Origin of the sequence: Salmonella bongori NCTC 12419, from assembly GCF_000252995.1 — a bacterium.
In the GTDB taxonomy this organism is placed as follows: domain Bacteria; phylum Pseudomonadota; class Gammaproteobacteria; order Enterobacterales; family Enterobacteriaceae; genus Salmonella; species Salmonella bongori.
This window is the reverse complement of the sequence record NC_015761.1, coordinates 4440906-4460105: the sequence shown is the minus strand read 5'-3', so window position 1 is coordinate 4460105 and position 19200 is coordinate 4440906. Positions and strand designations below refer to the sequence as shown.

The 19200-nt window shown below is 50.2% G+C and carries 19 protein-coding genes and 1 pseudogene; 11 read left to right on the top strand and 9 right to left on the bottom strand.

The window, feature by feature from the left end; genetic code table 11:
- Positions 1 to 24: 24 nt before the first annotated feature.
- Positions 25 to 711 (bottom strand): tRNA/rRNA methyltransferase, encoded by a 687-nt coding sequence (locus SBG_RS21005; protein WP_001266759.1) that lies wholly within the window; start codon positions 709 to 711, stop codon positions 25 to 27.
- 399 nt (positions 712 to 1110) lie between these two features.
- On the bottom strand, positions 1111 to 1251 hold the full coding sequence (yjjY, locus tag SBG_RS21000) for a YjjY family protein (RefSeq protein ID WP_001541509.1): 141 nt from the start codon (positions 1249 to 1251) through the stop codon (positions 1111 to 1113).
- A 95-nt stretch (positions 1252 to 1346) separates the two neighbouring features.
- On the opposite strand from yjjY, the gene arcA reads away from it, so the two are divergent.
- From arcA to SBG_RS20960, 8 genes are all read left to right on the top strand, one after another.
- The gene (arcA, locus tag SBG_RS20995; protein ID WP_001194359.1) at positions 1347 to 2063 is read left to right on the top strand and encodes a two-component system response regulator ArcA; all 717 of its coding nucleotides are present in this window, start codon (positions 1347 to 1349) and stop codon (positions 2061 to 2063) included.
- Between the two features lie 253 nt (positions 2064 to 2316).
- The gene (locus SBG_RS20990; protein WP_038393753.1) at positions 2317 to 2631 is read left to right on the top strand and encodes a hypothetical protein; all 315 of its coding nucleotides are present in this window, start codon (positions 2317 to 2319) and stop codon (positions 2629 to 2631) included.
- Between the two features lie 383 nt (positions 2632 to 3014).
- A complete protein-coding gene (locus tag SBG_RS20985; RefSeq protein ID WP_000811628.1) occupies positions 3015 to 3686 on the top strand; it encodes a winged helix-turn-helix transcriptional regulator in 672 nt (223 codons plus the stop codon).
- 340 nt (positions 3687 to 4026) lie between these two features.
- Positions 4027 to 4572, top strand: a complete 546-nt coding sequence (locus SBG_RS20980) for a fimbrial protein SthA (RefSeq protein ID WP_000482245.1) — start codon at positions 4027 to 4029, stop codon at positions 4570 to 4572.
- A gap of 70 nt (positions 4573 to 4642) precedes the next feature.
- Positions 4643 to 5326 carry a fimbrial assembly chaperone gene (locus SBG_RS20975; protein WP_000875261.1) on the top strand — a complete coding sequence of 228 codons (684 nt, stop codon included), beginning with the start codon at positions 4643 to 4645 and terminating at the stop codon, positions 5324 to 5326.
- A 45-nt stretch (positions 5327 to 5371) separates the two neighbouring features.
- Positions 5372 to 7909: a fimbrial outer membrane usher protein gene (locus SBG_RS20970; protein WP_015703129.1), complete on the top strand. Its 2538-nt coding sequence runs from the start codon at positions 5372 to 5374 to the stop codon at positions 7907 to 7909.
- A gap of 17 nt (positions 7910 to 7926) precedes the next feature.
- Positions 7927 to 8484, top strand: a complete 558-nt coding sequence (locus tag SBG_RS20965; protein WP_001056994.1) for a fimbrial protein — start codon at positions 7927 to 7929, stop codon at positions 8482 to 8484.
- Between the two features lie 40 nt (positions 8485 to 8524).
- Positions 8525 to 9610 (top strand): type 1 fimbrial protein, encoded by a 1086-nt coding sequence (locus tag SBG_RS20960; protein WP_001252469.1) that lies wholly within the window; start codon positions 8525 to 8527, stop codon positions 9608 to 9610.
- 46 nt (positions 9611 to 9656) lie between these two features.
- On the opposite strand, the pseudogene SBG_RS20955 reads toward SBG_RS20960, so the two are convergent.
- The 4 genes and pseudogenes from SBG_RS20955 to creA form a co-directional block, all read right to left on the bottom strand.
- Positions 9657 to 9947 (bottom strand): annotated as a pseudogene (locus tag SBG_RS20955) (inner membrane CreD family protein); the annotation flags it as partial.
- 57 nt (positions 9948 to 10004) lie between these two features.
- Positions 10005 to 11429: a two-component system sensor histidine kinase CreC gene (gene creC, locus SBG_RS20950; protein WP_001219548.1), complete on the bottom strand. Its 1425-nt coding sequence runs from the start codon at positions 11427 to 11429 to the stop codon at positions 10005 to 10007.
- Positions 11429 to 12118, bottom strand: coding sequence for a two-component system response regulator CreB (creB, locus tag SBG_RS20945; protein WP_001136132.1), 690 nt, complete (start codon positions 12116 to 12118; stop codon positions 11429 to 11431). Before creB ends, creC begins: the two co-directional genes overlap by 1 nt.
- Before the next feature lie 12 nt (positions 12119 to 12130).
- Entirely contained in the window at positions 12131 to 12604 is a 474-nt protein-coding gene (gene creA, locus SBG_RS20940; RefSeq protein WP_000875816.1) for a protein CreA, read from the bottom strand.
- Between the two features lie 211 nt (positions 12605 to 12815).
- Between creA and robA the strand changes: the two genes are divergently transcribed.
- Positions 12816 to 13685, top strand: a complete 870-nt coding sequence (gene robA, locus SBG_RS20935) for an MDR efflux pump AcrAB transcriptional activator RobA (protein WP_000371678.1) — start codon at positions 12816 to 12818, stop codon at positions 13683 to 13685.
- Here the strand turns inward: robA and gpmB are convergent.
- The gene (gene gpmB / locus SBG_RS20930) at positions 13682 to 14329 is read right to left on the bottom strand and encodes a 2,3-diphosphoglycerate-dependent phosphoglycerate mutase GpmB (protein ID WP_000942365.1); all 648 of its coding nucleotides are present in this window, start codon (positions 14327 to 14329) and stop codon (positions 13682 to 13684) included. The two genes, robA and gpmB, sit on opposite strands and share 4 nt — an antisense overlap.
- 47 nt (positions 14330 to 14376) lie before the next feature.
- Between gpmB and yjjX the strand changes: the two genes are divergently transcribed.
- Positions 14377 to 14892, top strand: coding sequence for an inosine/xanthosine triphosphatase (gene yjjX / locus SBG_RS20925; RefSeq protein WP_000554300.1), 516 nt, complete (start codon positions 14377 to 14379; stop codon positions 14890 to 14892).
- Positions 14893 to 14967: 75 nt separating this feature from the next.
- Here yjjX and trpR read toward each other — a convergent pair whose 3' ends face one another.
- Both trpR and sltY read right to left on the bottom strand, forming a co-directional pair.
- Entirely contained in the window at positions 14968 to 15294 is a 327-nt protein-coding gene (trpR, locus tag SBG_RS20920; protein ID WP_000192006.1) for a trp operon repressor, read from the bottom strand.
- A 57-nt stretch (positions 15295 to 15351) separates the two neighbouring features.
- The gene (sltY, locus tag SBG_RS20915; protein WP_015703127.1) at positions 15352 to 17325 is read right to left on the bottom strand and encodes a murein transglycosylase; all 1974 of its coding nucleotides are present in this window, start codon (positions 17323 to 17325) and stop codon (positions 15352 to 15354) included.
- Between the two features lie 172 nt (positions 17326 to 17497).
- Here sltY and ettA point away from each other — a divergent pair, with 172 nt between their 5' ends.
- A complete protein-coding gene (ettA, locus tag SBG_RS20910; RefSeq protein ID WP_000046767.1) occupies positions 17498 to 19165 on the top strand; it encodes an energy-dependent translational throttle protein EttA in 1668 nt (555 codons plus the stop codon).
- Positions 19166 to 19200: the final 35 nt, after the last annotated feature.

Below are 19200 nucleotides of genomic sequence, written 5' to 3'. Positions count from 1 at the left end.
TTTTATTCAAAAAAAAGCAACACTTTATTTTGCTAATTTTTTTTCAATATCGTGTACCAAACGGTGCAACATTGCCGTATCCCGCTGTCCCAGCAGACCGATTCGCTGTTGTAGCCAGTCAGTCAGTTTGTGATCATCAGCCGCCTCCAGAGTCGTTAATAGACGTAACACGCGAACGTGTAACGCCTGTAGCTGTGATTCATCAGCCGTATCAACGGATTCCGTCGTCTGTTGCATTAAACCCGCTAATTGATAGCAATACACCATAACCGCTTGCCCCAGATTGAGCGAAGGGTAATCTGCCGCCATCGGCACGCCGGTCAACACATCCGCCAGCGCCAGTTCGTCGTTGGTCAGACCCGAATCCTCGCGGCCAAACACCAGCGCGGCATGGCACATCCAACCTGATTTTTCCTGCAATAAGGGAAGTAATTCAGCAGGCGAAGCATAGTAATGAAATTTTGCCCGGCTACGGGCCGTGGTCGCTACGGTAAAATCAACATCGTGGAGCGCGTCAGCAAGAGTGGGAAAAACAGCACTATTATCAATAATATCGCCGGAACCATGTGCGACCCAGCGGGTGGCTGGCGCCAGGTGCGCCTCACTATCGACAATACGCAAGTCAGTGAATCCCATTGTTTTCATGGCCCGGGCGGCTGTACCGATATTTTCCGCTCTGGCGGGAGCGACAAGAATAATTGTTACACGCATTTCGTTACTCTTTTTGACTAACTTACAGGGAATTAGCGAGGGATTGTAAACATATTACGCTTCGCGAATTTACAAATTTTTAACGAATATCACTGAAAAAGCATTTCTGTTTGAGTAAAAGACGCTACACTATTGCGTATCTGTATTATTGCTGTTTATGTTAACAGAACATGGTTATCCTCCTGTTTATTTAGGATAATTTAATTTAAAATAGATCACATCCTTTGGATTCACCACGTTTATTAGTTGGCTTACGCAACTAGTTGGAATATTGCAAATTTGTGATGAAAGCTAGCATTTAGCTACGATGATTTCATCAAACTGTTAACGTGCTACAATTGAACTTGATATATGTCAACGAAGCGTAGTTTTATTGGGTGTCCGGTACGTCTTAGCCTGTTATGTTGCTGTTAAAATGGTTAGGATGACAGCCGTTTTTGACACTGTCGGGTCCAGAGGGAAAGTACCCACGACCAAGCTAATGATGTTGTTGACGTTGATGGAAAGTGCATCAAGAACGCAATTACGTACTTTAGTCATGTTACGCCGATCATGTTAATTTGCGACATGCATCAGGCAGGTCAGGGACTTTTGTACTTCCTGTTTCGATTTAGTTGGCAATTTAGGTAGCAAACATGCAGACCCCGCACATTCTTATCGTTGAAGACGAGTTGGTAACACGCAACACGTTGAAAAGTATTTTCGAAGCGGAAGGCTATGATGTATTCGAAGCGACAGATGGCGCGGAAATGCATCAGATCCTCTCTGAATATGACATCAACCTGGTGATCATGGATATCAATCTGCCAGGGAAGAACGGTCTCCTGCTAGCGCGTGAACTGCGTGAACAGGCTAACGTTGCGCTGATGTTCCTGACGGGCCGCGATAACGAAGTCGACAAAATTCTCGGCCTCGAAATCGGCGCGGATGATTACATCACCAAACCGTTTAACCCACGCGAACTGACGATCCGTGCCCGCAACCTGCTGTCTCGTACTATGAATCTGGGTACCGTAAGCGAAGAGCGCCGTAGCGTTGAAAGCTACAAGTTCAACGGTTGGGAACTGGATATCAACAGTCGTTCGTTGATCGGCCCTGACGGCGAGCAGTATAAGCTGCCGCGCAGCGAGTTCCGCGCGATGCTTCACTTCTGTGAAAACCCAGGAAAAATTCAGTCTCGCGCTGAATTGCTGAAGAAAATGACCGGTCGTGAGCTGAAACCGCATGACCGTACTGTTGACGTCACCATTCGTCGTATTCGTAAGCATTTCGAATCCACGCCCGATACGCCGGAAATCATCGCCACTATCCACGGCGAAGGTTATCGCTTCTGCGGCGACCTGCAGGATTAATTCGGCCCTGACGCCGAACCGTAAAAAACAGCCGGTAAGCGATTCTTACTGGCTGTTTTCATATGTCCCTTCTCATTTTCCTTTATCAGCCTGCCGTCATGACGCATTTTTTTACATAAAAGTGTCGTATAGCGCTGTCTATACCAGACGGCGAAAGCTACAGTAGTTTACGTATTTATTCTTAAAAGTAATACATCAGGATTTTCGGCCCCCAAAAGTAAGGGGATGCTCACAGGACGTGAGGTTTCAAAGGATGAAAAAATCGTCATTATGCTGCTACCTATTTTGTGTAGCCGTTTCAGCTTCATCAGCCGCGTTGGCTGCCACCGCGCCAGTATCCACAGGCGTCATTCATTTCAAAGGCCGAATTGTCGAATACGGCTGCAATCTTTCGCCTCACGCTCGCAATGTCGAGGTATCCTGCTTGCGGAACACTCTCCCACATTTGCAGACCTTCTCTACTGAATCTGGCGGCGTTATTCCATTAATGAATGGAATTGCCACAGTACGACACATGTCGTTAAAAGGTCACCCGGAAATCCAACAATTGATTATCCAGTACCGCTAACCACCTCATTACACCTCTTCGGGGGAGCTGCGTCAGGCGACAATTTCGCAAAGAAAATGCCGCCTGCATTTTCTACTTTTCTCTCTCATTCATTAGCTTGCGACAACACTTTTTATCACGCCGTCAGCCGCCTCTGTGTACGTGCGCTTTGCGTACTGTACCTATGATTGCGGTCATAAAATGATTGCAAATAAAGTCATTATATTTACTATGGTTATCGTCAAAAACAGCTTTTGTCGCTCATGCATTCATGAAGTGAATGCATTGACTTAAATATTATTGTTGGCTATTTTAATTTACTTACCTACGACTTTAAGTAAATAGTAAATTATATTTACCTTTTAATAGTCAATAACTTTACCATTGATAATAACGGGGAAGATATGAAGCAGTTAAACGGCGGGAATGCGTATCATCCCACGGGAAAAGAGAAAAGCGTGGAGGCTATTCTAAACATTCATCAGCATTTTATCCAGGACTATTCCCCTGTCACTATTACTGCCGGAAAGACACTGGACATCCGTATTGATAACCAGTCTCACATTTTGTTAATCACCAAAGGCACTATTAAAGCCTGTCGGCGTGTCGATGGTATTGTCATCAGCAACGGCGGTTCTCCAATGATTTTAGGTCTTGTTGATGCCTATGCTGATTTATATCAGTTAGCAGAGAGTTCAGATGTCTTTTTTATCGCCGAAACGACCTGTGAATATTATCCTGTTCCGGTAAAAGATTTTGTAAAAAAAGCCGATGAGAAACAACTGTGGCGTGATATTTCGAACATACTGATGTACCGCATCGCTTTCATGACTAACCGTGACAGAAACCTTATCGGTCAGGATGCCTATAGCCAAATAAAAGCGCTGTTACTTGAACTATGGTCGTATCCTGAAAGCTCACGATTTGAAATCAACGCGCAGAACTTCATACAGCAGAGAACCGGGCTCTCACGTAGCCGAATAATGCAGGTGCTTTCCGAGCTAAAAGCCGGAAACTATATAAAAATACTGCATGGAAGACTGTTAGAGCTGAGAAATTTACCAGATTCATTTTAAACGCACAAGCATCTTTTATCATTAGCGCATACAGCAACTTACCGACAAATAAGGCCCATTACAAATAATAATTATTATCAAAGAAATAGATTTAGCCATATATACCCCAACACCAATGATAATCCTTTGGTGTTATTTTTATTAAATAATATCACTGGTCCAAAAGTGGACTGCCGTTCAATATTACATCAGGATTTCTATTGAGTTCATAGTTGATATACGTAGAATAGCCGCCTGCTTATCTACAGAACAGAAAGAAGCGGATACGAAGTAAAATATAATATTTTACTTCAGATGACCATCTTTATTTTCCAGTAAATAAAATCAGGCAACAATTAATATGTTTAATAAGAAAATTATTCTCCTGGCAATGTTAACTGCCGTAGCATCTACACCGGTATTTGCCCAGAATGCGATTACGTTCAATGGCAAAATTTATGACCAGGCGTGTACGGTTCAGGTTAACGGCTCCACGGATACGACCATTGATTTGGGCAACTACAGCAAAGAACGTATCACTGAAAAAGGCGCAACAACTGATTACGTGCCGTTTACAGTAAGCCTGGTTAACTGCCCGGAAGCAGGAACGGGCGTACCGACCCAGGCAATGTTCCGCTTCCACGGTACAACAGACGACGCCAACCCAACGTATTTCAAAAACGTGGACGAAGGAACGGAAACTGGCGCAGCAGGTGTCGGTATTTCTATCCAGAACGCCTCACACACCGATGTAGTAAATAACACCGATGATGCTGCAGTAAACCTCCCAACCGATGGCTCGAATGCAGACTTCACTTATTATGCCGCAATGGCAAACGATGGTTCTGCCACTGTAACCGGCGGCGATGTTAGCACTCAGGTAACGTATACCGTCTCGTATCAGTAAAACATTCTCATTCTGGCGTGGACAGGCAGGATGCCAGTCCATCGCTTAAACTATCCGTACAGAGTAGAAAATGAAATACATCACTAAATCTGTGTTCGTCGTATTGCTGGTAAGCCATTTTGCCAATGCCAGCATTGTTGTTGGCGGAACCCGACTGGTTTTCGACGGCAATAATGATGAGACTTCAATCAATGTAGAGAACAAAGATAGTAAAGCGAACCTTGTTCAGTCATGGCTATCCATTGCCGATCCCCATGTCACGAATAAGCAGGCATTTATCATCACCCCGCCTCTTTTTCGGCTAGATGCCGGGCAAAAGAATAGTATTCGGGTTATTCGCTCAGGCTCATCCCTGCCTGAAGATCGGGAATCTATGTACTGGCTAAATATTAAGGGCATCCCTTCTATTGATGATAATGCCGCCGCAAACCGGGTGGAAATTTCCATCAATACCCAAATAAAACTTATTTACCGTCCTTCAGCATTAACAAAATCAACGCCTGATAGTCAGAGCCAACAATTAAAATGGCAGGCGGCAGGCGATACTATCACGGTAAATAACCCTACTCCCTATTACATGAACTTTGCCAGTGTGACGCTTAATGGTCATGAAGTGAAATCGGCGACATTCGTCCCACCACAATCATCGGCATCTTTTAAGTTGAGTTCTGCTGTCGCCGCCCATGGCACGGTAATGTGGCGGTTAATCAGTGATTATGGAATGAGTTTAGAGCAGCATTCAGCTTCATTCTAGTCGTTAGATATTTAACTTTAATTTTACCATTTCAGGACTTTTACTGTGCAATTCTCCAGAGTAGAGCCCCGTTCTCAATTAGCGCTATCGTTCCTGTTTATATGCTGCTCCATAAAGCCAGCGTTAGCGCATGATCATTTCAACCCATTATCGTTGGAAAATGATGAACCGGGTGTGGAGAATGTCGATCTGTCCGTTTTCGAAAAAGGCGGCCAGGCTGAAGGTACCTATAACGTTGATATTTATATTAACAATACCAATATTGAAACAAAAAATATTTCCTTTAAAAACAAAAAATCAGCAGATGATAAGTTATCTTTGCAACCATGCCTGAGTGTTGAACAGTTAAAGCAGTGGGGAGTGAAAACAGAAAACTTTCCCGATCTTAAAAATGACCCAAACGGTTGTACCGATCTCAGCCAGCTGGCAGGCGCTGTAGCAACGTTTAACGTTATCGGTAACCGCCTGGATTTGGCGATCCCACAAATCGCAATGATCGCCGACCCGCGAGAATTCGTTCCAACAAGCGAATGGGATGAAGGCATTAACGCTTTTTTGCTGAACTACAGCTTTACCGGATCGCAGGATCACGATCTGGATGAAAACCGTACGGAAAATAGCGAATACGCCAACCTGCGCCCAGGGATTAACATTGGCGCATGGCGTTTTCGTAACTATTCAACATGGAATCATGATAGCGATGGGCAGAATAGCTGGGATTCTGCCTATACCTATGTTTCTCGCGATATCGAATTTTTAAAAGGGCAACTGATCGCCGGTGAAAATAATACCCCCTCCGACGTCTTTGATAGTATCGCATTTAAGGGCGTACAGATCGCTTTCGATGACGATATGTTGCCGGACAGTATGAAAGGTTTCGCCCCGGTCATTCGTGGGATTGCCAAAAGCAGTGCGCAGGTGACCGTTGAACAAAACGGCTATACCATTTACAAAACTAACGTTCCGGCAGGCCCATTCGCCATCAATGATCTTTACCCTACTGGCGGATCGGGCGACCTGTACGTCACTATCAAAGAGTCCGATGGCTCTGAACAGCATTTAATTGTTCCCTACGCCAGCGTTCCGGTATTGCAGCGTGAAGGCCACCTGAAATACGATCTGACAGCAGGCCGTACGCGTTTGTCAAATACCCATTCCGCGGAAGAAAATTTCGCTGAACTGACGGCCTTATACGGCCTGGCGGGAGGTATTACCGCCTATGGTGGGATAGAGAGTACGCTCAGCAATGATATTTATCATGCGGCGCTCGTCGGGACCGGTTTGAATCTTGGCGACCTGGGCGCCTTGTCTTTAGACGTCACCAACTCATGGTCAAAAATTAAAGAAGGCAATGTCGTTAGCGATACGCTTACCGGACAATCCTGGCGTGTTCGCTACAGCAAAGACATTCAGTCAACAGGCACGAATTTCACTGTTGCTGGCTACCGTTATTCGACGAGAGACTACTACTCTTTCGAGGATGTACTCGATACCTATAACGATAATAATCACGATGATCATGTCAAAAATCGTACCGACTTGTCGTTATCACAAGACATTATTTACGGTTCTATTTCAGTAAGTTTATATAATGAAGATTACTGGAATGATACCCATACTACATCATTAGGGATTGGTTATAATAATACCTGGCATAACGTAAGTTATGGCATTAATTATTCTTATACGCTAAACGCCGACAATTCTCAGGATGAAGATGACGATACGGAAGACAGTAATGACCAGCAAATTTCAATCAATATCAGTATTCCGTTAGACGCTTTTCTGCCGTCAACGTATGCCACCTATAATATGAACTCCGCGAAAAGCGGTGATACAACGCATACTGTCGGTTTAAACGGCACAACGCTGGCACAGAAAAATCTCTCATGGAGCGTTCAGGAAGGCTATTCCTCTCAAGAAAAAGCCACCAGCGGTAATGTGAGCGCAACCTATAACGGGACGTATGCGGATATTAACGGCGGGTACAGTTACGATAATCATATGCGTCGTCTGAATTATGGCGTTCAGGGCGGTGTACTGTTACATCGTAATGGCCTGACACTATCCCAGCCAATGGACGATACCGTCATACTGGTTAAAGCGCCTGGCGCAGCGGGCGTCCCTGTTAATAACGAAACGGGTGTTGACACCGATTTTCGTGGTTATGCCGTCGTGCCTTATGCTTCGCCTTATCATCGTAATGAAGTGACTTTAGATACGACAGGCATTAGAAAAAATATTGAGCTCATTGATACCAGTAAAACGCTGGTGCCTACCCGTGGCGCGGTGGTCAGGGCCGAATATAAAACCAATATTGGTTACAAGGCATTGATGGTATTAACCCGCATAAACAATCTGTCTGTTCCTTTTGGCGCGACCGTCTCGTCTTTAACAAAACCAGACAATCACAGCAGTTTTGTTGGTGATGCGGGGCAAGCCTGGTTAACCGGACTGGAAAAACAAGGGCGGTTATTAGTGAAGTGGGGGCCAACAGCAGCAGATCAGTGTCAGGTATCTTATCGTATACCGACCTCCCCCTCCGCTTCTGGCGTAGAAATCTTACACGAGCAATGCCAGTGATTCTGGTGGGATAAAAGATGAATATGAACAGATTTACTGCATTAGCCGCCCTGTTAACGTTCACGGGTATGGCATTATGGTCGCCCTCGATCAGCGCGGCATACAATACCGCAGATGCCGTAGACATTAACGTTACGGGATTAATTTATGCCGATCCTTGTACCGTTACGGTACCTGACACGATCTCTCTTGGGCAATATGCCCGGGCGGATATCGCCGTGGCTGGAGGCAATACCGCCACTATTCCTTTCAACATAAAAATGACGAATTGCCCGGTAACAACGACGAAAGCCACGATTTTATTTAACGGCGTTCCCTACCCCGGTCCAATTTATGCCTCCGCTATTTATGCAAATAGCGCGGCCAATCCGGCACAGGATTTAGGCTTACAGCTTTTTAACCTTGATGGCAAAAGTCTGGTCAACCTGGCCAACAACGTCACGTATACGGTGGATGTTAACAGTAATACCCATGAAGCCATCCTGCCTGTTGCCGCAAGGATGTATACCCCGCACGGAAAAGTCACGGCGGGAGATTTCACTTCCGTTGTGACGATCACTATTGCATGGCAATAATATTTTTCCGTTTAACCCGCTATAAAAGCAGGAATTTTTCATGAGAAGATTCTATCTGGCGCTTATTCTGCTGTTCGCATATTCCCTTCATGGCTACGCCTCTTGTAAACGTTCCGGAAATGAAGGCGCCATCACTATCACCCCGCCGTCGCAGCTTGTTGTGGATAGCCATGCCTATACCGCTGGCGAGGTGCTGTGGCAATCGGGCTGGGTTTCCACCTCTGAAGTTACGATGGATCACTGTAGCCACGATTATAAGGTCGGCTTCTTATATGAACCCGGCAGTCCTCAATCAAATGCCTCAGCACTTACAAACGCGGATGACGGAAACAATACGCCAGTGTTTAGCACCGGGATTTCCGGCGTAGGCATTGCGATTAAAACCCAAACGAATGCTGGCCCTTACGATAACGTCATGCCAATCGATAATACCTACCATAATGGCGATGGCGATAAAACTCACCATGCGATGGCCCCCGCCTACTATGTTGAACTGGTTGCCTTAGGCGGGCCAATCACCTCCGGGACCGCCACATTTCAAACCCCAATCGCGCGCGTATCTTTTCGCGATAGCGCAACGGAAGACGCCGGCGGCGATGTTCTGACGCATCTGTATCTGGGAAATACACAACTGGTGATGAAAGCCATGGGATGTCGGGTTGCCACCCCCGCGATCACCATTAATTTAGGCAGCGTCAATTTAGGCAGTTTTATTAATAGCCAAACTGCGGGGTTGGGCGAACAGGATATTTCACTGACTTGCGAACAAGGAACGGCTATCTCCGCCTCATTAACCGCACAACCTGCCAGCGGAAATAACCCTGACAATTCCGTCATTCAACTGAGCAATGCAGATGCGCCAACCAGCGCAACCGGCGTAGGCGTCCAGTTGGGTATTCAGGCTCAGGACTCCGGTTTCTATACCGACAGTTTGCCAATCAATAAAAAAATTGATCTCTTTACTCACACCATTACCACGAATGCCGATGGCAGTCAGACAGTTAATGGCGGAACCATGAATATGTCGACCACCCTGAAAATTAGCGCGCGTTACTATAAAACCGCCGCCACGGTGACTCCCGGCCAGGCGAATGCCACAGCAACATTAAACCTGACCTATAACTAATGACATCACGTTTTCTGGTGTCCCGTGAGAGAACGTTGACATGCTAATTGCCCTCGGCCAACAACGACGCCGGCAGCCAGAAGGAGAGATAACTGAGCTTATGCTGAACTTCCTTCTCATTTTCCAGCACGGTATAGAGTTCGGTTACAGGAATCGCGACCAACGGGCCGACGGCCTTTTGCGGACCGCGGATACTCTGACGAATGTCGGTTTCCTCATCGTTTCGATAATCAGCACGCGCCACGATAGCCTGCCGTACCATCATCAGGGGAATTAACAGCAGGATGATGGCGCCGCCTGGTATCATTACTTTCCATAACCGGGGGGATTTCCACATAGCGTTCTCCTTTGCAATAACGACAGAATAAGGACGCGATGTGGAGAGACTGTGAAGTTATGTGAAGTGACGGCGAAGTGTCAATGAAGCCAGTACGCCTCCTTCCGGACGGTTACACAGCGTCACCTCACCGTTGAGGAGCCGCGCCGCCTCGCTGACAAATGCCAGCCCAAGCCCGCTGCTTTTACGTCCATTTTCGCGGGGTAACGAATAGAAACGGTCAAAAATACGCGACAGCGCAAAAGCCGGAATACCACAGCCGGAGTCAGCCACCCGCAGGATAGCTTGCTCACCCGCCGGCTGAGCGCTTAAGGTGATAACGCCGTTTTCAGGCGTAAAATCGATGGCATTGTCCAACAGATTGCCCAGCGCCTGCGCCAGAAGTTCTGCGTTGGCAACGACAACCAACGATGAAGGGTAGGCCGTGAGCGTGATCCTTTTTGCCGCTAACTGGATACTGCGCGCCTCGTTAATTTGCGAAAATAACGCATCTACAGGCACTGGACCGAGAGGAATATCCTGTCGGTTTTCCAGCCGTGCCTGATGCAGCAGGGTTTCTACCAGCGCCTGCATACGCGCATTTTGCGCCAGGATATTTTCCGTAAAGCGCGTGACGACATCCGCAGGCGGCCCTTCACGCAGAATCTCCGCCGCGCCGCGTATCGCCGCCAGTGGGCTTTTCAGCTCATGCGTTAACGCATACACGTACTGTTCAATATCATTCTTGCCCTCCAGCTTGATACGCATACTCTCCAGCGCCTGCGCCAGTTTACGCAGCTCGCTACTGCCTAATGCCGGCAGCGCAACCGGGCGATTTTCGGTTACGGAATCCGCATAACGGGTCAGACGGGCAATAGAGCGATTAATCCACCAGACCATCACCGCGCCAATTGCCAGCGCAATCCCCAGCAAAACGGCACTGGCCCACAGAATACGCCGTTCGCTGCGCTTAATCACCGGTGCCATTGCCGCATTCGGTTTGCCGACGGTCAGGACGCCGATAATCTGTCCCTCGTTGATAATCGGCGCAGCCACGTACATCACAGCGCTATCGGGATCGGCAGGGTCTTTTGCCGTACTTCGGGCGCCGTATTGTCCACGCAACGTGTGCCAGACATCATTCCAGCGAGAATAATCTTGCCCTACCGCTCTGTTTGCTGAATCAAACAACACCTTACCCTGCGCATCCGTCATATAAACATGGTACTCATTGCGCACTTTGGTGATCCCGCTGATCGTGGCGCGAAACGGACGATGTTGTAGATGAACAAACGCCTTCGCCAGTTGGCCGTCAGCCGGGCTGCCGGAAAGGAGATCATCGCGGGCCAGCGCCGCCAGCAACGTTGCAGTGTCAATTAATGTGCCTTCCGTTGCGCGGCGTACGCCGGGTTTTACTTCCTGAACGAAGATAGACAGCACAAACACGGCGGCGACGGCGACTATAAGAAAGTAGCCAAGCAGCAAACGCATTCCGATGCGCATCAGACACTCCTCAGGCTATATCCCATTCCACGATGCGTATTAATTGGCGAACAGTCCGGATTAATTGCGCGTAGCTTGGCGCGCAGCGTTTTGATGTGCGTATCCACCGTCCGGTCGAAGGTATCCTGCGCATCGCACCAGACAATATCCATCAGTTGCTGACGCGAATACACGCGCTCCGGCGACATCAACAACGTTTTGAGGAGCAAAAACTCGTAACGGGTCAGCGACAGCGGCGTATCAAACCAGGCGATCTGCGCCGCCAGTTCATTCAGTTCAAAATGCCCGATGCGCACCACCGACGGCGGCGTAGAAAACTTCTTCACCCGACGCAGCAGCGTGCGCACACGGGCGCTCACTTCGCGTGGCGAGAACGGCTTGGCGACGTAATCATCTGCGCCAATCTCCAGCCCCAGCAGCCGGTCCACTTCATCGCTACGGGCAGTCAGGAAAAGGATCGGCAGCGCAGGATGGCGCTCAAGCAACTGCCGACACAACTCAAAGCCGCTGATATCCGGGAGCCCTACATCAAGGATCACAGCATCTGGCCGGTGCTGACACGCTTTCTCCAGCACCGGTAGCCCCCGGGCAAACACCTCAACAGTAAATCCTTCCCGTTGTAGGGTGTAGATGAGCGTATCAGCAATTTCCTGTTCATCCTCGACTAACCAGACCAGCGGTTGCGGCATACTCTTTCCCTGTTATTGTCGCCACGGCATGACAGGCACTGCGCTAATGGCGTTTTTCGGCGACCCCTCGACCACTTTGTCAGAGTAGGCGAGATAGGCCAGCGTATTGCGTTTCTCATCATAGAAACGCACGACCTGTAGTGACTTAAATATTAAGGAGGTACGTTTTTTAAAAACGACCTCCCCCTGCGCCTTACCGTTCTTAATTTTATCGCTCAGCTCAATTGGCCCGACCTGCTGGCACGAGATGGCCGCGTCAGACGTGTCTTCCGCCAGCCCTAGCCCCCCTTTTATGCCGCCCGTTTTAGCCCGGCTAACATAACATGTCACGTTTTTGACATCAGGATCGTCAAAAGCTTCCACCACAATTTTATGGTCGGGGCCAAACATTTTAAATACCGTATCGACGGAACCAATTTGTTCCGCCCGGGCATTCTGCCCCAGCACCCACAAAATTGAGAAAAGTACTAAGCTCTTGTATTTCATATTGTTACCATTCTTAAAAGTTACGTTGCGCAATTATTAGACATTCTAAAATAAAAGGGTTACAGATCACAGGATTAGAATAATTACGTATAAAGTTGTCCAAAAAAAGCATTAAAGCTCAAAAAAAACACTGAATGCTAAAAGAACAAAAAATGCTATTATCCTCTAACCTGATATCGGGTGCTCGTTGTTGAAAGGATGGGGATATTTTATGGATCAGGCTGGCATTATTCGCGACCTGTTAATCTGGCTGGAAGGTCATCTGGATCAGCCGCTGTCGCTAGACAATGTGGCGGCAAAAGCGGGCTATTCCAAGTGGCATCTGCAGAGAATGTTTAAGGACGTGACGGGCCACGCTATTGGCGCTTATATCCGCGCCCGTCGTTTATCGAAATCAGCGGTGGCGCTGCGTTTGACTGCGCGCCCGATTCTGGATATCGCTCTCCAGTACCGCTTCGACTCTCAGCAAACCTTTACCCGCGCCTTTAAAAAACAGTTTTCCCAAACGCCGGCGCTGTATCGTCGCTCCCCGGAATGGAGCGCCTTTGGCATTCGCCCTCCATTACGTCTGGGAGAATTTACTGTGCCGGAGCACCAGTTCGTGACGCTGGAAGATACGCCGCTGCTTGGCGTCACGCAGAGCTATTCCTGCTCGCTGGAACAGATTTCCGACTTCCGCCACGAAATGCGCGTGCAATTCTGGCATGATTTCCTCGGGCATTCGCCAACCATTCCACCGGTGCTTTATGGGCTCAATGAAACGCGCCCCAGCCTCGAGAAAGACGATGAGCAGGAAGTATTCTATACCACAGCGCTGCCGCAAGAGCAGGCCGATGGTTATGTCCAGTCGGCGCACCCCGTGCTATTGCAGGGCGGTGAATACGTCATGTTCACGTATGAAGGGTTAGGAACCGGCGTACAGGATTTTATCCTGACCGTTTACGGCACCTGTATGCCAATGCTGAATCTGACGCGCCGTAAAGGACAGGATATAGAGCGATACTATCCGGCAGAAGATGCCAAAACCGGCGATCGCCCTATCAACCTACGCTGCGAATTTCTAATCCCAATTCGCCGTTAACGCTGTAGTTCATCCAACGCAGGGGCGTCCAGATGTGAGATGTCCCCTGCCGTTTCCACTACCCACCCAGACGCCAGCCACTGACTTTCCTGATAATCGACGCGGGAAATAGAGCAATTGCGCAAACGTAACCGACGTTCCGCCCAGGCAGGCAGGCCCAGAATCGTACTGACCAGACAGCCTAACGCGATGCCATGGCTGACTAACAAGGGGCGGCTGCCCTGCGGCAATTCAAGGCAGGACGCCAGCGCGGCATGAACGCGATCGCTTAACTCCTGCATCGATTCCCCGCCGGGAATGCGGCCATCCCGCGTACCATTGACTAACTGCCGACGCCAGCCCTCTTCTTCTGCCGTCAGTGAATCGATATGACGCTTTTCCAGCACGCCCATATCCAGCTCGCGCAGGCGGGAATCGAAGGTGATATCACAGCCGCACGCCTGGGCGATGATCTCCGCCGTGCGCCTTGTGCGGCCTAAGTCGCTACTAATGATATGCGTGATGCCGAGGCTACGGGCGCGTTCTCCTACCTGCATGGCCTGCTGCTCGCCTTTTGCAGTCAGTGGGCTGTCCGATTGGCCCTGAATACGTCGCTCGGCGTTCCACTGCGTTTCACCGTGGCGAACAAGGTATACCTGTAACATGTCTTTTTTCCGTTATACTGCGATAAATTTTAAAACTGAGCTTAATTATGCACCAGGTTATCTCTGCAACCACCAATCCTGCCAAAATTCAGGCAATTCTACAGGCATTTGAAGAGATTTTTGGCGAAGGATCGTGCCATATTGAACCCGTCGCCGTCGAGAGCGGCGTACCGGAGCAGCCCTTCGGAAGCGAGGAAACGCGGGCTGGCGCACGAAATCGCGTCGCGAACGCGCGTTTGCTGTGCCCGGAAGCAGACTTTTGGGTCGCTATCGAAGCGGGTATTGATGATGACAGCACCTTCAGTTGGGTGGTGATCGACAGTGCCGGGCAGCGGGGCGAGGCACGTTCTGCCACGCTACCCCTGCCAGCGGTTATTCTTGAAAAGGTACGCGCTGGCAATGCTCTGGGCCCGGTGATGTCCCGCTATACCGGTATTGACGAGATTGGGCGTAAAGAAGGAGCGATTGGCGTGTTCACCGCCGGGAAACTGACGCGCGCCAGCGTCTACCATCAGGCGGTACTCCTCGCGCTCAGCCCGTTTCATAACGCGATATACCGTTAAGGCTGTGTTATTGCCGGCGGGTATTCGGCCTACGGTCAACGTTATCTTTTGTAGGCCTGATTAAGCGCAGCGCCATCAGGCGTTTTTCAGCAGTACATTCTCAAGCCAATGACGCAGTTCAACCGGCGCGGATTTCAGGCTGTTTGACCCCCGAGTGATGGTAGCGATGCCCGCCCCCAGCTCGGTTTTCAATTCGCGCTGGCTCATTTCGCCACGCAGCAATTCCTCAATGATGCGCACGCGCGTTCCCAGCGCTTCACGCTCGTCCGGCGTGAGCATCAGTTGTAGTAAAGGCAGATGTAGTTCCTCTGTATACGCCTGGCGGAGTAACTCCACAAAACGAAGCCACTCCTGATTACGTTGTTCGGCGATGGCCGATGAATAAGGGGAATGCTGAGTCATGTTATACCGCCGTTTGTACTGTTACACGAGTACAAATGATAACATAATCCGTTCGCATTAATACCGCCGCTGCCACTCAGAGTCGCTCATTAAGGTCTCTTTCTTCCCCATAAAGTGACGATAGTAAGCATCATAGGCCAACACGTTTTTTACGTAGCCACGCGTTTCCGAGAAGGGGATGCTTTCGACAAACGCTACGGCATCGATACGTCCCGCGCTATTGCCAAGCCAGGTACGAACCCGTCCCGGCCCGGCGTTATATGCCGCAGAGGCGAAAATGCGGTTATCGCCAAACTGCTGGTAGACATACTGCAAATAATGGGTACCGATATTGATGTTGGTCTCCGGCTCCAGTAACTGGCCCGGGCTGCGATAGCCAGGAATCGAAAACATCTTCACCGTATGGGTGGCGGTCCCCGGCATAATCTGCATTAAACCGCTGGCGCCCACGGGCGATTTTACTTTGGGATTCCAGGCACTTTCCTGGCGGGCAATCGCCATGGCATAGCTTTGTGGAATATCCTTATCACGGGTATAGCGTTTAAAGAGATCGTTATATGCCAGCGGGAAACGCTCCTCCAGATGATCCCACAATTTTCCGGCGATCGTCGCTTGTACGCTCAGATCCCACCAATGCTGATTAAACGCGTAGCGCGCCAGTTGCGCCTGTTCGGATGGGGTACGGCTTTTCACCAGATTCGCCCATTCGCTGCGCGCCGTGTTATCCAGGTTCCAGTACATCAGCTCACGTACACGCGCCATTTCCGGTCCCTGCGTCAATGCGCTATCAATGTTAGCGGGCGCTTTATCGATTTTAAGGGTGTACACTTCACCTAAACGCTGCGCTGCGACCATCGGGTAAAAACCGCGCTTTTGCATCAGGGCATGGAGGATCTCTTTCGCTTCGGCGTCACGACCCCGCTCCAGCAGTAAATCCGCCTGCCAGTAGCGCCATTCGTCTTTTTCTTTCGCTTCCATTGGCAGTCGGGCAAGCCACGTATTGAGCCCGCGACGATCGCCCGTTCCCAGCGCCATACGCACGCGCCGCTCAATAAGCGACGTTGATTGCGAACGCATAATCGCATCATCGCGCCACTTTGCCTGCTCATCGGTGACATCGTTGCCCATTAAGCGCCATGCGACGATATCGCGCAATTCCTGGATTTGATCATCGTTTAGCTGCTGGGCCAGCGCCAGAGAAGGGATCATCAGACGTGCGTTTTCCGCATCCTGGCGTGCGACGCTGGCAAAGGCCACCGCCGCCATCTGACGGGTAAAGTCGGTCGCGCCGGTAGTGCGGGCGAAGGTCAGCACGCTATCAGGATCGTTGGCCAGGGTAATGATCGCTGACGCAATTGTTTGATATTGCGCTGGCATCTGGCCGGCCAGTACCGTGACCAGGCCGGTATTCCCGGCTTTCATCGCCAGCCGAATACGCTCCAGGTACGCCAGCGGGTCTTGCTTACCCGAGGCCCGCCAAACGCTGAACAGTTTGTCGCAGGCATTTGGCTGGCTTTTGCCGGTCAGCCAAAGGGCTTTCGCGCCCTGCCAGGCCTCTTCCGTTTGTCCGGTGCTCCATTTCGCGTAGTAATAATTACATTGCGCTTCTGTAGTGCCGGGCTTCTCCGGGCTAAATGCCAGCAAGCCACGCCAGTCTTCGCGACGCGCCAGCTCGTTAACGAACCGTGATTGCAGCGTACGGGCAGGGGGAAGCGTGGGGTTGGCACGAACAAACTGCGTGACCGTAATCGCCGGTTGGTTCATGAGATCGTCGGTGATCTGACGGTATTCCAGATACGGGTAGAGCGGATAATCTTTTAGACCCGGCATCATCTGCTCTACCACATCCATCTGACGGTTGTCCCAGGCCTGCTTAATCTGCGCATAACGATTACGCTGCTCTTCCAGTGAGTCGGCCCTCGCCAGGTGACAAAAAGTCAGCAGACATACGCTGGCGGCGATAAGACGCCAGGCAAATGGTTTGACTCTATCCACAAGCTCTTCCTCAATTGTTATCCAATGCAGCGTCATGCCGCGTAATGAATTTATGCTAACCAGTCATGGGCATTTGCGCCACGTTACGGACACTTTTTTACTTTTATTGCGAGTGCGATCTGCTGGCTGGGCTTAGGCAGGGAAAAAGGCTACACTTCGCCTTTGAAATCTATTCACCATCACGATAAACATAGAGGCGAAGTCCAACGTGGCTCAATTCGTTTATACCATGCATCGTGTCGGCAAAGTGGTTCCGCCGAAACGTCATATTCTGAAAAACATCTCGCTGAGCTTCTTCCCTGGCGCCAAAATTGGCGTGCTGGGCCTTAACGGTGCCGGTAAATCTACTCTGCTGCGCATCATGGCGGGTATCGATAAAGATATTGAAGGCGAAGCGCGCCCGCAGCCTGGCATTAAGATTGGCTACCTGCCGCAGGAGCCTCAGCTTAACCCTGAACACACGGTACGTGAGTCAATTGAAGAAGCCGTATCTGAAGTGGTTAATGCGCTCAAGCGCCTGGATGAAGTCTATGCGCTGTACGCCGATCCGGATGCCGATTTCGACAAGCTGGCGGCAGAGCAAGGCAAACTGGAAGAGATTATTCAGGCTCACGACGGCCATAACCTGAACGTACAGCTTGAACGCGCGGCTGATGCCCTGCGTCTGCCGGACTGGGATGCTAACGTCGCTAACCTCTCCGGGGGTGAACGTCGCCGCGTCGCGCTGTGCCGCCTGCTGCTGGAAAAACCAGATATGTTGCTGCTCGACGAACCGACTAACCACCTGGATGCGGAGTCCGTGGCCTGGCTGGAACGTTTCCTGCACGACTTTGAAGGCACTGTAGTCGCAATTACCCACGACCGTTACTTCCTCGATAACGTTGCCGGTTGGATTCTGGAACTTGACCGCGGCGAAGGTATCCCGTGGGAAGGTAACTACTCCTCCTGGCTGGAGCAGAAAGATCAGCGTCTGGCGCAGGAAGCTTCTCAGGAAGCGGCACGTCGTAAGTCGATTGAGAAAGAGCTGGAGTGGGTTCGTCAGGGCGCGAAAGGCCGTCAGTCGAAAGGCAAGGCGCGTCTGGCCCGTTTTGAGGAACTGAACAGCGTTGAGTATCAAAAACGTAATGAAACCAACGAACTGTTTATCCCACCCGGACCGCGTCTGGGCGATAAAGTTATTGAAGTCAGCAATCTGCGTAAATCTTATGGCGATCGTGTACTGATCGACGATCTGAGCTTCTCGGTACCGAAAGGCGCTATCGTCGGGATCATTGGCCCGAACGGCGCGGGTAAATCAACGCTGTTCCGCATGATGTCCGGTCAGGAACAGCCTGATAGCGGCACCATTACGCTGGGTGAAACCGTTAAGCTGGCCTCCGTCGATCAGTTCCGCGACGCGATGGATAACAGCAAAACCGTGTGGGAAGAAGTGTCCGGCGGGCTGGATATCATGAAGATCGGCAACACCGAAATGCCGAGCCGCGCCTACGTAGGCCGCTTCAACTTCAAAGGTGTTGACCAGGGCAAACGCGTGGGCGAACTGTCCGGCGGCGAACGTGGACGTCTGCATCTGGCCAAACTGTTGCAGGTGGGCGGCAACGTCCTGCTGCTCGACGAACCGACGAACGACCTGGATATCGAAACCCTGCGTGCGCTGGAAAACGCCCTGCTGGAGTTCCCGGGCTGCGCGATGGTTATCTCGCACGACCGCTGGTTCCTTGACCGTATCGCTACCCACATTCTGGATTATCAGGATGAAGGTAAAGTGGAATTCTTCGAGGGTAACTTTACCGAGTACGAAGAGTACAAGAAACGCACGCTGGGCGCGGATGCGCTGGAGCCGAAGCGTATCAAGTACAAACGTATTGCCAAGTAATTGTTCAGACGCCCGATAGCGCTCACGTTTATCGG

Excerpts from the sequence above, each read along its gene's own strand:
- SBG_RS21005 (WP_001266759.1), bottom strand. The coding sequence starts at position 711 with ATGCGTGTAACAATTATTCTTGTCGCTCCCGCCAGAGCGGAAAATATC.
- yjjY (WP_001541509.1), bottom strand. The coding sequence starts at position 1,251 with ATGACTAAAGTACGTAATTGCGTTCTTGATGCACTTTCCATCAACGTC.
- arcA (WP_001194359.1), top strand. The coding sequence starts at position 1,347 with ATGCAGACCCCGCACATTCTTATCGTTGAAGACGAGTTGGTAACACGC.
- SBG_RS20990 (WP_038393753.1), top strand. The coding sequence starts at position 2,317 with ATGAAAAAATCGTCATTATGCTGCTACCTATTTTGTGTAGCCGTTTCA.
- SBG_RS20985 (WP_000811628.1), top strand. The coding sequence starts at position 3,015 with ATGAAGCAGTTAAACGGCGGGAATGCGTATCATCCCACGGGAAAAGAG.
- SBG_RS20980 (WP_000482245.1), top strand. The coding sequence starts at position 4,027 with ATGTTTAATAAGAAAATTATTCTCCTGGCAATGTTAACTGCCGTAGCA.
- SBG_RS20975 (WP_000875261.1), top strand. The coding sequence starts at position 4,643 with ATGAAATACATCACTAAATCTGTGTTCGTCGTATTGCTGGTAAGCCAT.
- SBG_RS20965 (WP_001056994.1), top strand. The coding sequence starts at position 7,927 with ATGAATATGAACAGATTTACTGCATTAGCCGCCCTGTTAACGTTCACG.
- SBG_RS20960 (WP_001252469.1), top strand. The coding sequence starts at position 8,525 with ATGAGAAGATTCTATCTGGCGCTTATTCTGCTGTTCGCATATTCCCTT.
- creC (WP_001219548.1), bottom strand. The coding sequence starts at position 11,429 with ATGCGCATCGGAATGCGTTTGCTGCTTGGCTACTTTCTTATAGTCGCC.
- creB (WP_001136132.1), bottom strand. The coding sequence starts at position 12,118 with ATGCCGCAACCGCTGGTCTGGTTAGTCGAGGATGAACAGGAAATTGCT.
- creA (WP_000875816.1), bottom strand. The coding sequence starts at position 12,604 with ATGAAATACAAGAGCTTAGTACTTTTCTCAATTTTGTGGGTGCTGGGG.
- robA (WP_000371678.1), top strand. The coding sequence starts at position 12,816 with ATGGATCAGGCTGGCATTATTCGCGACCTGTTAATCTGGCTGGAAGGT.
- gpmB (WP_000942365.1), bottom strand. The coding sequence starts at position 14,329 with ATGTTACAGGTATACCTTGTTCGCCACGGTGAAACGCAGTGGAACGCC.
- yjjX (WP_000554300.1), top strand. The coding sequence starts at position 14,377 with ATGCACCAGGTTATCTCTGCAACCACCAATCCTGCCAAAATTCAGGCA.
- trpR (WP_000192006.1), bottom strand. The coding sequence starts at position 15,294 with ATGACTCAGCATTCCCCTTATTCATCGGCCATCGCCGAACAACGTAAT.
- sltY (WP_015703127.1), bottom strand. The coding sequence starts at position 17,325 with ATGACGCTGCATTGGATAACAATTGAGGAAGAGCTTGTGGATAGAGTC.